This window comes from Pseudomonas sp. GW821-FHT07G10, from assembly GCF_059418545.1.
Genome location: NZ_JBWKQB010000001.1, coordinates 432465 through 446402, shown reverse-complemented (window position 1 = coordinate 446402; position 13938 = coordinate 432465). Strand labels below are relative to the sequence as shown.

General features: G+C 60.2%; 14 protein-coding genes. 7 read left to right on the top strand and 7 right to left on the bottom strand.

Going from position 1 to position 13938, the window contains the following annotated elements:
• Nucleotides 1-63 precede the first annotated feature (63 nt).
• From AC07O1_RS02015 to AC07O1_RS02005, 3 genes are all read right to left on the bottom strand, one after another.
• Nucleotides 64-369, bottom strand: a complete 306-nt coding sequence (locus AC07O1_RS02015; protein ID WP_495087766.1) for a PsiF family protein — start codon at nucleotides 367-369, stop codon at nucleotides 64-66.
• Nucleotides 370-545: 176 nt separating this feature from the next.
• Nucleotides 546-1436 (bottom strand): esterase/lipase family protein, encoded by an 891-nt coding sequence (locus AC07O1_RS02010; protein WP_494993474.1) that lies wholly within the window; start codon nucleotides 1434-1436, stop codon nucleotides 546-548.
• 189 nt (nucleotides 1437-1625) lie between these two features.
• The gene (locus tag AC07O1_RS02005; protein ID WP_495087765.1) at nucleotides 1626-3701 is read right to left on the bottom strand and encodes an AsmA family protein; all 2076 of its coding nucleotides are present in this window, start codon (nucleotides 3699-3701) and stop codon (nucleotides 1626-1628) included.
• 392 nt (nucleotides 3702-4093) lie between these two features.
• Between AC07O1_RS02005 and AC07O1_RS02000 the strand changes: the two genes are divergently transcribed.
• The 7 genes from AC07O1_RS02000 (at nucleotide 4094) to AC07O1_RS01970 (ending at nucleotide 9190) form a co-directional block, all read left to right on the top strand.
• Nucleotides 4094-4441: a hypothetical protein gene (locus AC07O1_RS02000; protein WP_495087764.1), complete on the top strand. Its 348-nt coding sequence runs from the start codon at nucleotides 4094-4096 to the stop codon at nucleotides 4439-4441.
• Between the two features lie 166 nt (nucleotides 4442-4607).
• Complete coding sequence (locus AC07O1_RS01995) at nucleotides 4608-5240, top strand: TetR family transcriptional regulator (protein WP_494993471.1); 633 nt, start codon at nucleotides 4608-4610, stop codon at nucleotides 5238-5240.
• Nucleotides 5241-5465: 225 nt separating this feature from the next.
• Entirely contained in the window at nucleotides 5466-5966 is a 501-nt protein-coding gene (ureE, locus tag AC07O1_RS01990) for an urease accessory protein UreE (protein WP_495011247.1), read from the top strand.
• Nucleotides 5963-6637 carry an urease accessory protein UreF gene (locus AC07O1_RS01985; protein ID WP_495022853.1) on the top strand — a complete coding sequence of 225 codons (675 nt, stop codon included), beginning with the start codon at nucleotides 5963-5965 and terminating at the stop codon, nucleotides 6635-6637. The genes ureE and AC07O1_RS01985 overlap by 4 nt, the downstream gene beginning before the upstream one ends.
• 9 nt (nucleotides 6638-6646) lie before the next feature.
• Nucleotides 6647-7261, top strand: coding sequence for an urease accessory protein UreG (gene ureG, locus AC07O1_RS01980; protein ID WP_494993468.1), 615 nt, complete (start codon nucleotides 6647-6649; stop codon nucleotides 7259-7261).
• Nucleotides 7262-7303: 42 nt separating this feature from the next.
• Nucleotides 7304-7876 carry a HupE/UreJ family protein gene (locus tag AC07O1_RS01975; protein ID WP_495087763.1) on the top strand — a complete coding sequence of 191 codons (573 nt, stop codon included), beginning with the start codon at nucleotides 7304-7306 and terminating at the stop codon, nucleotides 7874-7876.
• A 186-nt stretch (nucleotides 7877-8062) separates the two neighbouring features.
• Nucleotides 8063-9190, top strand: a complete 1128-nt coding sequence (locus AC07O1_RS01970) for an AGE family epimerase/isomerase (protein ID WP_495087762.1) — start codon at nucleotides 8063-8065, stop codon at nucleotides 9188-9190.
• 120 nt (nucleotides 9191-9310) lie between these two features.
• On the opposite strand, the gene AC07O1_RS01965 is transcribed toward AC07O1_RS01970, so the two are convergent.
• From AC07O1_RS01965 to hflK, 4 genes are all read right to left on the bottom strand, one after another.
• On the bottom strand, nucleotides 9311-10078 hold the full coding sequence (locus tag AC07O1_RS01965) for an SDR family oxidoreductase (protein ID WP_494993465.1): 768 nt from the start codon (nucleotides 10076-10078) through the stop codon (nucleotides 9311-9313).
• Nucleotides 10079-10180: 102 nt separating this feature from the next.
• A complete protein-coding gene (locus AC07O1_RS01960; RefSeq protein ID WP_495087761.1) occupies nucleotides 10181-11449 on the bottom strand; it encodes a TerC family protein in 1269 nt (422 codons plus the stop codon).
• Nucleotides 11450-11595: 146 nt separating this feature from the next.
• A complete protein-coding gene (hflC, locus tag AC07O1_RS01955) occupies nucleotides 11596-12477 on the bottom strand; it encodes a protease modulator HflC (protein WP_494993463.1) in 882 nt (293 codons plus the stop codon).
• The gene (gene hflK, locus AC07O1_RS01950; protein WP_494993462.1) at nucleotides 12474-13508 is read right to left on the bottom strand and encodes an FtsH protease activity modulator HflK; all 1035 of its coding nucleotides are present in this window, start codon (nucleotides 13506-13508) and stop codon (nucleotides 12474-12476) included. The genes hflC and hflK overlap by 4 nt, the downstream gene beginning before the upstream one ends.
• Nucleotides 13509-13938 lie beyond the last annotated feature (430 nt).

Genomic DNA, 13938 nt, shown 5'->3' with positions numbered 1-13938 from the left:
CAAGGATATCTGTAGTAGCAGCGGGGACGCCTGGCCCCCCTGCTACTACGATGAGAGCCCGGGTTATTTTTTCTTCAGGCAATCACTCATGAAGGTTTTGCGTGCATCGCCTTTAAGCGCCTGAGTAGCGGCCGTGGCGTTGCAGGTTTTCATCTTCTCTTGTTGAGGCGTCATTGGTTTGGCTGCTTGTGCCGCTGGCGCGGCTTTCAGGCACGTGCTTATAAAGGCTTTGCGCTCGTCGCCTTTGAGGGTTTTCGCGGTGGCATCGGCGTTACAAGTGGCCATCTTGTTCTGTTGGGCAGTGGCGGCAAAGCCTTGGGAACAGATCAGCAAACCCACCATCAACAAAGGGATACGCAGCATCTTCATGGAGTTTTCTCCTTGTTACCGCGCCAAGGGGCACGGCCTCTTTCGCAGTGTAGACAACCGCTGTTACGCCTTCACTGAATCTGTAGGTGAGTCCGACGATTATGCTCCAGAGGACAGCCGGCCTGGCGCTGGAACATCGCGATTAACGATAACGCGGTCAGTCTCAAGAAACGCGACTACACACCCGCCATCTTCAACCTCTGTGCATGCTCGACAAACAACCGAATCGGCTCGGCGCCTTTGCCCACCAGTCCCAGTGACTGGTTGACGATGTCGAAGTGATCCAGCGGATACTCATCGCCAATCACTGTGCCCAGGTGGGAGCTGTAGCGCCCGACCATGCCATCGCAGTGCCCGGCTTCGCGGACGAAGGTTTTGGCAAATAACCGGCAGCTGCGGTTAGTGCCGTCGAACAGGTTGCACCCGCGATCAGTCTTGCCCGGCTGCAAGGTCCCGGACCAGGAGTAATAGCGCACACCGTTGACCACTTCAGCGCCGTGCCCGCCCCACGTGTCGGGCAAACCCTGGGGGTATTGGCGGTTGAACAACGCCACGCCCTCGGTGGTCAGCGATTGGTGGGAGGCCTGGATATCCACCGGCAATTTCGGCCCGCGATAGCCGGTTTCCAGCAGGCTCATCAACGCCGCGATCAGCCACAGCGCAAAGCTCAGCAGGCGCCCGCGAGGACTGTCCGAGGGGTAATGGATGTGCAGGTAATCCGCCAACTCTGATCCATGATTCGGACCCGCCACCGAGGTCACCGAGGCCACCCAGTCCGGGCGTTTGGCTGCGGCGTAACGCGCCGTCAACGAACCCTGGCTGTGGCCGATCAAATTGACTTTGGCGGCACCGGTCTCGCGCAAAATCGCTTCGATGCGCATCAACAGCTGCTCACCGCGCACCTCACTGGAGTTGAGCGGCGAGACTTGCACTGCGATCACCGTCGCCCCGCCACGGCGCAGGGCCGAAATAATTCCGTACCAGTATGGGTAGAGCAACAAGCGGATAAACCCCAACATCCCCGGGACCAACACCAAGGGATAACGCGTGGCGGATTCTTGCGGCATGGACGAACGTTCCTGACCTGACCTGAGCCTCCCATCCTAGACGTAATGGCTGGGGAATGAGCCAGCATCGGCAGCCTCGATGACAAGCCCATGACGCTATTTCAACCCGGCCACCCCGATAGCGGTCCAGGTCGGGTCAGCGATGCTCACGGGCAACTTGCGATGGCGTCATGGCAGATGCCATCAAAATCACTTGCTCGACTTGACCATCACCGGTGCCGTACCCGCCTTCATCTGTGCCAGCAGCGGCGCACATTGATTCGGCTCTCCACCGCTTGGCGCCACCAGGGCCAGCAGCCCCGCAGCAGGCCCGGCAATCACCCCCAACGCCACCATCCCGGCACCGCGCAACATCAAGGGCACCGCTTTCACACCGGCATCCGGCTTGATGAAGGGACCGCGCACATACAGCGGCGAACGTAGCGAGAACAGGCGCATGCCCTTGGAATCCGGGGTGATCGTCAAGTCCAGCTGCTCGCTGGCCATGTTGGCTGTGCCGTCGATGTAGATGATCGCGTTCTCGGTATCGAACACAAACAGGCGGGTCGTGGCCAACCCGGTCTTGATGTCGAAGTCAGCCGCCGCACAGTTGATCTTCACTTCCTTGTCGCCAAACATCTTCCCGACCACGTAATTGCCGACATTGAGCCCGGCAATTTCCATCAGGCTGCGGCTAATGGCGCCATCGTTGATCAGCATTTTCAGATCACCATTGGCGGTCCCCAGCAACGCCGCCACCGAGTTGCCGCGACCCGCGATGTCAGCATCACCGTTGAGCTCGCCAAAACTGGTTTTCATCGGTTCGAAGGTCGGGAACAGTTGCTTGAGTTTGAAATTACGTGCCGTCAGTTTCGCCCGCCCTTGCAGCGGTTCCGTGCGGCCATCAAGACGAATCTGCGCATCCAGCTTGCCGCCGGCCACGCCAAAACGCAGAGGCTCAAGGCTCAGCTGACCGTCATTGAGAATCAGGTGAGTGTAGAGATCAGTGAAGGGCAGCCCGGCGCTATGGACAATGCGTTTGCCAGTAAACTCGACATCCGCATCCATATCGCGCCAACGCTCGGTACGAAATTCTTCGACCGGCAGCACTTTGGTGGCCGGTTGCTTGCTTTCACCCCCTCGGGCCTTTTGTTTGGTGTTCGAATCGGCGCCAATCAGTGGTGCGAGGTCAGCAAACAGCAGTTGCTCGGAGATCAGTGCACCGCTGAGTCTGGGCCGCGGATTACTGGCGACATAGGCCAGATTGCCGTGAATGTCGCTGCTGCCGATCTTGCCGTTGAATTCCTCATAACGAAACGAAGCGCCATCCGCCTCACGCAGGTTGGCGATCAGGTGACCATCGGTTGCATAGGCCGACGAATCCGGCAATGTCACGCCGGTCAGGGGATAGAGGTTAGCCAGGCTGCTGCCGGCCAGCTTCAGACGCAAATCCAGCGCGCCGAGATTGAGCGGGTCAGTCAGGGTGCCGGCCAGCTCGACGCGGGTGTCTGCGATCTTGACCCGGGCTTGCAGCGGGAATGGCTTGGCAGCGTCCTGCAACGCCAGCAGACCACCGATCTTGCCGGTACCTGCAAGTTTTTGGTCGTGGTATTGGCCTTCAACCTTCAAGGCAAACGCGTAATCCTGTGGCGTAGAGCCCTTCTCAAGTGCCTTTTTCGCCGCCATATCGCCGACGATGTCACTGAACGGGATCGGCTTGCCCAGCGGATCGATCAGCAGGTCGAGCCGGGTTTTCAGGCTTTGATCGTCGAAGGTGATGTGGCCCTTGTCGAAACCGATGGCGCCAATCTCCACCACCCAGCGGGAGGGTTCGGCGTTCGGGTCTTTCGGGGCGAACCGGAAGGTCCAGTTGGCACGGCCATCGGCCAGGCGTTCCAGAGTGGCATTGGGCTCCGTGAGATCAATGCGCGGGATCACCACCCGCCGGGTCAGCAACCCCAGCGGCGAGATACGCAGTTCGACACGCTTGAGGTTGATCATCTGCGCAGTCTTCGACCAGTCCGGGTTGCCCAGGGTCAGATCTTCAGCCACCACATGCGGCCACGGAATCAGGGCCCGCCAGCCGCCCTCGTCGGGCTCGCGCTGCCAGATCACCGACAGATTGCCGTTGATGGCGAAGGCGCGGTGCAGCTCTTCAGAGACTTTGCTGTTGATTGGCGGCTTGATCCGGTTCCAGTCAAAGAGGCCGATGATCAGAACCAGTATGGTCAGCAGAACAATGAGACTGGCGACCGTCCAGACGAGAATTTTACGAGTGCGCGTCATTGCACAGGGCTCCTGATTACGGCTGAGCGCCCCAATTGCGACGCACGTGTGAAGCGGCAGATCTGGAATCGACCCGCAGTGGAAACTACGACTGGCAAACGGTGCGCAGGTTTAACCCTTAAGGTCAATTTATCAAGCGCAAACATCGACAAATTTCTGACCATAAAGACAGCTTTCAATTACTGAACCTGCACTTTTGCAAGGCGAAAGCGGATCGAAAATACCCACTCCAGTGCAAAAGCTTCCGCCTGAGGCGCCCGGTCTAGAGCCTTTTCTCCAAACAATCAATTCTGTTGATTATTACCATTGCCCTTATGAACTTTTATATCGATTTAGCAAGAGTAGCATTGCCTCCGTACCCACTTTATCGCCCTCCCAAGGAGCAACCCATCATGAAACGCCAATTACTGCTTAGTCTGACTCTCTCGGTCCTGGCCGCCAATGCGTTCGCCCTGCCAGCCGCCGAGCAAGCCACGCCTCAGGTGAAAGACAGCCACAGTCACTCGGTTTTCACTCAGACTGTCGCTGAAGGTGGTTCTGACCGTTTGATCGAACGTAACAAAGTCGCCGCCGATGGCTTTGAGCGTACTCCACAAGGCCAAACCGTTGCTGAAGGTGGTCGTGATCGTCTGGAACAAAAAGGTCTGGTTGAAGATGGCTACAACCGCACTCCTCAAGGTCAAACCGTAGCCGAAGGCGGCGCTGATCGCCTGGCCGAACGTCATCAAGCCGTGAGCTAAGCCTGTGCTCGCCCTGGAAAAAAGCCCGATCCCTGGATCGGGCTTTGACTGTGTATAAGTAGCACCTCCCACGCCTCGCCCCTTCTATACTTCGACTCAAGTTCGACGCCGACAAAGTTGATTTGCTAGAGTGCGCCGCTGTCCTTGACCGGAAATCCGCCGCCCGATGCTGCCCCGCGCCGAACAGAAACAACAAACCCGCAACGCCCTGATGGACGCTGCTCGCCACCTGATGGAGTGCGGCCGAGGATTCGGCAGCCTGAGCCTGCGTGAAGTGGCAAAAACCGCCGGGATTGTACCCACAGGTTTCTACCGACACTTTGCCGATATGGATCAGCTGGGTCTGGTGCTGGTAAGCGAAGTCGGTCAGACCTTCCGCGCCACCATCCGCCTGGTGCGACACAATGAGTTCGTCATGGGTGGCATCATCGATGCTTCGGTACGGATTTTTCTCGATGTCGTCGCGGCCAATCGCTCGCAATTTCTGTTTCTCGCCCGCGAACAATATGGTGGCTCGCTGCCAGTGCGCCAAGCGATCGCCGCCCTGCGGGAAAACATCAGCTCGGACCTGGCCGCAGACCTGAGCTTGATGCCCAAATTGCAGCACCTCGATGTCGCCGGCCTGACGGTCATGGCCGATTTGATCGTCAAAAGCGTGTTCGCCACCCTGCCGGACATCATCGACCCACCCGCCGAAGCCCTGCCCGAACACCTCACGCCACAGGCCAAGATTACCCAGCAACTGCGCTTTATCTTTATTGGCCTCAAGCATTGGCAGGGGTTGGGGAGTACAGAGTAGGTTGATCCTTTTAGATCGTTCCCATGCTCCGCGTGGGAACGATCATCACATCGCTTCAAGATGGTGCAAAAACTCCCTGGCCGCACCAAAGTTATCCACGCCCTCCCAAATCCTGCGCACCTTTTTCTAGCGCAAACTACACTGCGACAGACATTTCCCACATCTCGCCCGATTGGCAAGCCCCTTGCTCTAACCTGAGCATTGTCCATTGCTGGAAGCCTTCCGATGCTGGTGATTCATCGCAGAATCGACCCTCAACCCCTCTGGGCCGCCGAACTGCACCTGAATTTCGAGGCCCGCAGCAAAAGCCGTCTGCGCTGTTTCAGTGCCGAAGGTGAAGACGTCGGGCTGTTTTTGGAGCGCGGTCAGCCACCGTTGCATGACGGCGAGTTCCTCCAATCCGAGGACGGTCGTATCGTTCGCGTCTGCGCTCGCCCCGAGCAACTGCTGCATGTCACCTGCGCCAATGCCTTCGAACTGACCCGCGCCGCCTATCACCTGGGTAATCGGCACGTCGCCCTGCAAGTCGGCGATGGCTGGTTGCGCCTGCTCGACGACTACGTGCTCAAAGCCATGCTCGAACAGCTTGGCGCCCATACCGAAACCCTCGAAGCGCCATTCCAGCCGGAACACGGTGCCTATGGCGGCGGCCATCACCACTCCCGGCACGGCGACGAGGATTTCAACTACCCGCCGCGCCTGCACCAGTTCGGCGTGCGTACATGAACCCTGCCTGGGCCTTGCTGCGCCTGGCCAGTCCGCAGCTGCCGATTGGCGGCTACAGCTACTCCCAAGGACTGGAAATGGCCGTGGAGCAAGCGCGAGTGATTGACCCGCAAAGTGCCCGACGCTGGATCAGTGACCAGTTGCTGCTCAATCTGGCGCGTTTTGAAGCACCGCTACTGCTCGCCCATTGCAACGCCGCGGCGAATGAAGACTGGGCAGAACTGCTGCAACTGTGCGAACAACACCGTGCCAGTCGCGAGACCCGTGAGTTGCACCAGGAAAGTCGGCAGATGGGCTATTCCCTGCAACAACTGCTTAATGGCTTGCCGGAACTGGACGGCCCTGCCCGGGATTTTCTCGCACAACGCCCCGAGCCCCACCTGGCCCTCGGCTGGGCACTGGCCGCCAGAGCCTGGCAGATCAGCCCGCAGGACGCGCTGGCCGCCTGGCTCTGGAGCTGGCTGGAAAACCAATTGGCAGTGCTGATGAAGACCATGCCGCTCGGCCAGCAAGCCGCCCAACGCCTGACCAGCGAACTGCTGCCGCTGCTGCAACAGGCCCAGCAAAACGCGTCGAACATCGCTCCTCATCATTACGGCAGCGCCGCTTTCGGCCTGTCCCTGGCATGCATGGCCCATGAGCGCCAGTACAGCCGTCTATTCCGTTCCTAGGAGAAACACATGAACGCACAACCGTTGCGCGTTGGTATCGGCGGCCCGGTCGGTTCCGGCAAGACCGCGCTGACTCTGGCCCTGTGTCTGGCCCTGCGCGAGCGCTACAACCTGGCAGTGGTTACCAACGATATCTACACCCGCGAAGATGCTGACTTTCTGGTGCGTAACGAGGCACTGGCCCCGGAGCGGATCATCGGCGTGGAAACCGGCGGCTGCCCGCACACGGCGATTCGTGAGGATGCCTCGATCAACCTGGAGGCGGTCGATCAACTCAACCGGCGCTTCCCGGGCCTGGACCTGATTCTCGTGGAGTCCGGTGGAGACAACCTGTCGGCAACCTTCAGCCCGGAACTGTCCGACCTGACCATCTATGTGATCGATGTCTCGGCCGGCGACAAGCTGCCACGCAAGGGCGGCCCGGGGATCTGCAAATCCGACCTGCTGGTAATCAACAAGATCGACCTGGCACCGCTGGTGGGCGCTTCGCTGGAGATGATGGACAGCGACACCAAACGCATGCGTGGCGATAAGCCGTTCGTCTTCAGCAACCAGAAAACCGGCCTCGGACTGGAGGCGATCATTGCCTTTATCGAACGCCAGGGGCTGCTGACCGCGGCCTGATGCCCTTATTAAAAAAGAACACCAACAAGGAAAGTGTAATTGATGACACTCAAACGTATTCTCGGTGCCCTCGCGCTGTTACTCACCCCGGCCCTGGCCTTCGCCCACCCCGGCCATGGCGACAACGGCTTGATCGCGGGTATCAGCCACCCGATTGGCGGCCTCGATCACCTGCTGGCGATGCTCGCCGTCGGCCTGTGGGCCGCACAACAGCAAGGCGCCGCACGCTGGGCACTGCCATGCACCTTTGTCGGCACCCTGCTGATCGGCGGCATGCTCGGCTTTGAGGGGCTGCACCTGCCGGCGCTGGAAAGCGCGATCGCGGCTTCCGTGCTGGCGTTGGGTCTGGCCGTGGCACTGACGGTACGGCCCCCGTTGAGCCTGGCGATTGGCGCAACGGCACTGTTTGCACTGTTTCACGGCGTGGCCCATGGCCTGGAGCTGCCGGACATGTCCAGCCCCTGGACCTATGCCGCTGGGTTTGTTGCCGCCACCGCGGCGCTGCATGCCGCCGGTTACGCCCTGGTGCGCGTGTTGCCGCAAGCGGCTGCGCCATTGGTTCGCCTGGCAGGTGCGGCATCGGCGGCCACTGGCGTCTGGTTGTTGGCAGGCTGATTGTTCTATCGTCTGGGCGGGCCTCATCGCGAGCAAGCTCGGCTCCTACAGGTGATTTGTCGTCCGACGCAAATCCTGTAGGAGCCGAGCTTGCTCGCGATGGCGGTCTGAAAGACACAGCCGCTCTCAAGGCGACCTCTCTGCTACCATGTCGCGCAAACACCTCTGCCGTGACGACGCCAGCCGATGCCCGATGTTTCCAGCTCCGCCTCCCAGCCTGAATTAACCGCCCTGTTCGCTGCCGTGCAGCAGCACTTCCATGAGCTAATCGTGCCGCTCTGGCAAGGTCCCGGCTGGAATGCAGAACTGGCGCTGCCTTACGAGGCGCTGGACGCCGAACATCATCCATTGCCGCCACAACGCTACCGGGCCATGGCTTGCGCGCGTCAGTTGTATCTATTCTCAAACCTGATCGGCGAGCCCCGCGTTCCCGCCGCCCAGGACCGTGCTGCGGCATTGTTTCGCTCATTGCAGCGGCATTTCCATGATGCCGAGCACGGTGGCTGGTTCTACAGTATCGACGCCCATGGCGCGCCGCTGGACAAGCGCAAAGACCTCTACACCCACGCATTCATCATCTTCGCCTGCGCCCATTACTGGGCCAGGGTTCGCGAGCCGCTGGTGGAGTCGGTGCTCAACGCTGCTCTGGAAGTCGTTGCCGAGCGCTTCGCCACGCACGAGGGGTTGTATGAGGCCAGTCTCGATCGAGACTGGTCATCGCTCAAGTCAGGGCCGTTGCAGAACCCGTTGATGCACCTGGCTGAAGCCTTCCTCGCCACGCTGTCGGTTCGCGAGGACGCCACTGTGCAAGCGGCCCTCGGCACGCTGTGCGATGCCATGCAAAGACACTTCATCGACCGTCAGCACGGGGTGATGATGGAGAAACCACTGGGGGCTGAGGATAACTGGTTCGAACCGGGACATCAGTTTGAATGGTTCTTCCTGCTCGAATCTTCCCCATTGCTCAAAGGCACGCCGCTGCACGCCTCGCTGGAGCGCGCCTTCACCTACGCCGAACAGGTCGGTGTCGACCCGCAAACCGGCACCGTCAGCGGCATGCTGGATATCGACGGGACCGTTCGCGACGGCACCCAACGCATCTGGGCACAAGCTGAATACTTGCGGGCGCTGACGTTGCGACCTGAAAGCCAGGCACTGCTGCAGCGCCAACTGGTCGTGCTGCAACAGCGTTTTCTGCATGCCAGTGGCTGGTATGAGTGCCTGGATGCAACAGGCACCGTCAGCCGCAGGGATATGCCGTCGACCACGCCTTATCATCTGGCGACCTGCTATCGCGGACTGGCTGACGCATGATCGTTGCTACGCTCCCGCGTGGGAATGCAGCCCGTGACGCTCTGCGTCACAATCTGGAGCGGACGCGGAGCGTCCAGTGAGGTATTCCCACGCAGAGCGTGGGAACGATCTGACTCATTGTTACCCCTTTGCCCCGCGCTCAATGGCGAAACCACTCCAGGTCTGGCTCACCGGCATCAGCTCAAGGCTGTTGATGTTGATATGGGCCGGGGTGTTGAGGACCCAGAAAATCGTTTCGGCGATGTCCTGCGGCTGGATCGCTTCGGCGCCGGCGTAAGTAGCGTCATAACGAGCCTGATCACCGGCAAAGCGCACCAGTGAAAACTCGCTCTCGCACAGGCCAGGCTCAATGTTGGTCACCCGTACACCGGTGCCTTGCAGGTCGCAGCGCAGGTTCAAGGAGAACTGTTTGACGAAAGCTTTGCTCGCGCCGTAGACGTGGCTGCCCGGGTACGGATAGTTACCGGCGATCGAGCCAAGGTTGATGATCCCGGCGCCGCGACCGTGGGCGATCAAGCGTGGCAGCAACAGGCGAGTGCTGTACATCAGGCCTTTGATGTTGGTATCGACCATGGTGTCCCAGTCGTCCAGATCACACTTGGGTGCCGGGTCGACGCCCAGGGCCAGGCCAGCGTTGTTGATCAGCCCGCGCAGCTTGCTGAAGGACGGCGGCAAATTGGCAATCGCCTCCTCCATGGCCTTGCGATCGCGCACATCGAGCACCACGCCATGCACTTCAGTCTGCCTGGAGAGCTCGGCGCACAAGGCATTCAGACGCTCCTCACGACGACCTGTCAGCACCAGTGACCAACCGGCCTCGGCAAACCGACGGGCACAGGCTTCACCAAAACCGGAAGTCGCGCCGGTAATAAACAGGGTGGATGTCATCGTGTTCTCCTTGTTCGGCTTCAAGCAGCCATTGGAATAGAAATTCACCTTGCAGCATGCCCGGCTGGCGTCGTAGCGGCAACCGGGTCTTATCCGATCGCATCACTGGGCTCGCGCGCACTGGATCTGCGAGAAACTGCCACCACTGAGGGTGACGACAGTGGCGCTGGTCTTTTCGATCTCGCTGGGCGGTGTCAGGTGCAATTCCTTGATTGCGTTTTGCTGGTTCTCCCAGAGAATCTTCTTGTAACTCACGTAACCCGTGGCTTCGCCGCCGCCCGTGACCATCCGAACCGAGCTGCCGCCGGGGCGATAATAAAGCGTGGTACTCGCCCCCGTGCAGACGTAGACATTGTCCTTTTGCGGCGTAGGTATCAGACCCGCGGACACACCACCAATCAGGCTGTACAGCAGTCCGCTGAGCAGGAAAATCCCACCGAGCCCCGCCAGCACCGTCACTGCCCCACTATAGGCGCCGAATAATCGACCAGGCAGCCGCGGCGCCAGATCGGCTGCCTCGTTGGTGCAGACCTCCAGCACAGGTGCGACGGGTTGCGATTGGGCGTCAGTAACGGCAACCTCGCACGCGACTTCCGGCAGCGCAACCGGCTCGCTGAGCGGGCTGTCAGACTCCACCTGCCGCACTGGCGAGGGCAAGGCCCGCAGCCTGGGTGCCGGCTTGGGCAGCCGGGCGCGCTGGCGGCGGATAATGCGCGCCTGGACCAGCACGAAGATCGCACACAGCAGCGGCACCACCTGATTGAGCGCAGGCGATTGGCTATTGACCCAGCCGACGACCACCGGATCGGAGACCGCGATATCCCCCGCGACATAACCCAGCAATGCACCGCCGATCGAGACCAGAAACGGCTGACGCTCAAGCAGCCGGGTGATCTGCAGGCTGCCGAACATCAACAGCGGCACGCTCAACAGCAATCCCAGCACCAGATAGAAGACACTGCCCTGAGCCACGGCTGCCAGCCCGACCACATTGTCCATGCTCATGACCAGATCCGCAGTCAACACGGTCACCACCGCGCCACTCAGCGTCGACAGAGAGCTGTCCGCCAGATTGCCCTCCTCGTCCGGCTCCTCTCCGGTCAATAGTCGAATCGCAATCACCAGCAACAGCACCGCGCCGACCAGCTTGAGCCAGGGTACCAACAGCAACCAGCCGGCCAGCGTGGTCAGCAGCACCCGCAGGACAATAGCGCCACTGGTGCCGATCATCACTGCCCGTCTCACCTGATGCGGCGGTAGCCCGCGACAGGCCAGCGCAATCACCAATGCATTGTCGCCGGACAGTATCAGGTCCAGCAGGAACACCTGAAAAGTCATGCCCAGCGCGTGCAGCGCACCTTCAAATAACATGGAGCGGTTTCCCGACAAGAGAATGCGTCATGGGAACATCGTCCCAGCGAACCGCGCACCCGGCATACAGCCCGAGCGCCAGCAAGAACAACAACAGCAACATGAATGGAATCTGCGATCTGCCGCAAGGTCGCTCATGGCTATCGCTACCTGGCGCTGGTCGCTGCCGGCCCGCTGCGAAATTGCTTGAGAAATTCGGCGTCCGGCGTCAACACCAGCATCGGCTGGCTGTCGGCCATTGACTGACGGTAGGTCTGCAGCGAGCGGTACAACTTATAGAATTCAGGGTCCTTGCTGAAGGCCGCGGAGAGGATCTGGTTGGCATCGGCATCCGCCTCTCCATGGGTGATCGCCGACTGGCGCTGGACCTCGGACAACAGCACCGTGCGATCACGGTCGGCTTTGGCCTGGATCTGCTGCGCCCATTCAAAACCTTGCGCGCGTAGCTCCTTGGCTTCGCGTTGACGCTCGGATTTCATCCGGTCGTAGATCGCCTGGCTGGCCTCCAGTGGCAGGTCGGCACGGTGCAGGCGCACTTCAGTCACCTCGATGCCGAGCGCCCGGGCCTTGTCCGCAACGTCCTTTTCGATGGTCGCAACTTCCTGCTGACGGGCCGGCGACAACAACGAGCGCAGCGAGATCTCGCCCAGCTTACGCCGTAGCGAAGAGCTGACCATTTGCGTCAGTTGTGCATTGGCTTGATCCAGCGTCCCCACTGTCTGATAAAACCTGAGCGGATCGTTGATGCGAAAGCGGGTGTAGGTCTCGACCTCAATGCGCTTCTGATCGCCCAGAATGACCTGCTCGGCAGGGGAAGCGAGGGTTTGCAGGCGGCTGTCGTAGAACACCAGCGAATCGCTGAACGGCACTTTGAACTTCAGCCCCGGCTCCCCGGCCACCCCCATGGGGGCGCCAAAACGAATGATCAGTGCCTGTTGCGACTCGTCGACCACATACACTGACGCGGCCAAGGCCCAGAGCACGGCAGCGCCCATTGCCACGGCCAGCCATTTGAGCTTGAGGTTCATGGTCGGGCGTCCTTGTGCACAGGTTTTCCCTGATCGCTGAGCGGCATGTAGGGCACCACACCAGACATGCCCTTTCCAGAGGAGTCGATGACGACCCTGGAGGCTTTTTTCAGGACTTCATCCATGCTCTCCATGTAAAGACGCCAGGCGGTGACATCTTTGGATTGCACATAGCTGTTGTAGACCGAGAGAAAACGCTTTGCCTCCCCCTCGGCCAGGTTGCCGACCTGGGCCTTGTAGGCCTCGGCATCCTGGGTGATGCGCGCCGCATCGCCGCGAGCACGGGGAATCACGTCGTTGGCATAGGCTTCGGCTTCGTTGCGCGCGCGCTCCTGGTCGGCGCGGGCACGCTGCACGTCGTTGAAGGCATCAATCACCTGCGGCGGCGGGTCGACCCGTTGCAACTGGACCTGAGTGATAAGGATCCCGGCCTGCTCGCGGTCCAGCAACTGTTGCAGCAGCTCGCGGGTTTCATCGGCAATCTGTGCGCGCTTGTCGGACATCACCGACTGAATCGGCGTACGCCCGATGACTTCGCGCAGGGCACTTTCGGCTGCGACCTTCACCGACCGCTCCGGGTCACTGATTTTGAACAGATAGAATCGCGCGTCCTTGATCCGCCAGAACACCGTGCAATCAGCCTCGACGATGTTCTCGTCGCCAGTCAGCATCTGCTTGTCGCGCGAACCAGTATTGGCGGAGGTCTGTGCGCTGCCACCGCTGCCTAACTGCAGCTGATTGACCTGGGTAATTTTGGGCAGCAGTACCGTTTCAACGGGATAGGGCAAGTGATAATGCAGCCCTGATTCGGTGGTCTGCTGCCAGCGGCCGAACCGCAGCACGATACCTTGCTCGTCCGGCTGAACCTTGTAGATACCGGAGGTGATCCAGGCCAGCAAAATCAGCCCGCCGATCAACACCAGCCCGCGCCCGCCGAGGTCCAGCAGAGCCACGTTATAGGTGATTCGCTCGCGTAGCCTGGCCATCGGGCTGGCGGGCTCGACCGGAACAGAAGCGGGACTATCGGTCATGCAGTTGCTCCAGGTCGTCAAGCGACACGCGCCCATTCGCAGGGGCGCCAAGGCGCGCAGAATACCTGAACCGATAACCGTCGTCATGAGGGTTCGGCCAGAGCCCCTGTACAAAAAACACTCACTTATTTCCAGGCCTTGTCAGCTCTGCCTCGCAGCCATATACACGCACCTTATCCACAGGCCGATCCACAGTCTTTGGGGGCAAGTCGAAAAGCCGCCAGGCCTTTATCCACAAGGCTTTGAGCGCCAATATGGAAGTTTTTTGCTTGACCTGTGCCCCCTGCCTATGTAGCACGCCAAAAACGTGGCACCGGGTGTAACCATCAAGGATGGTGCCAGGCCAGTAACTACGCCGCCTTGCCGAGTCTTTCCAGAGTTTAACCACAGACTTATCCACAGGCTGCAACACGCTTTTTCGGCCCTCTTC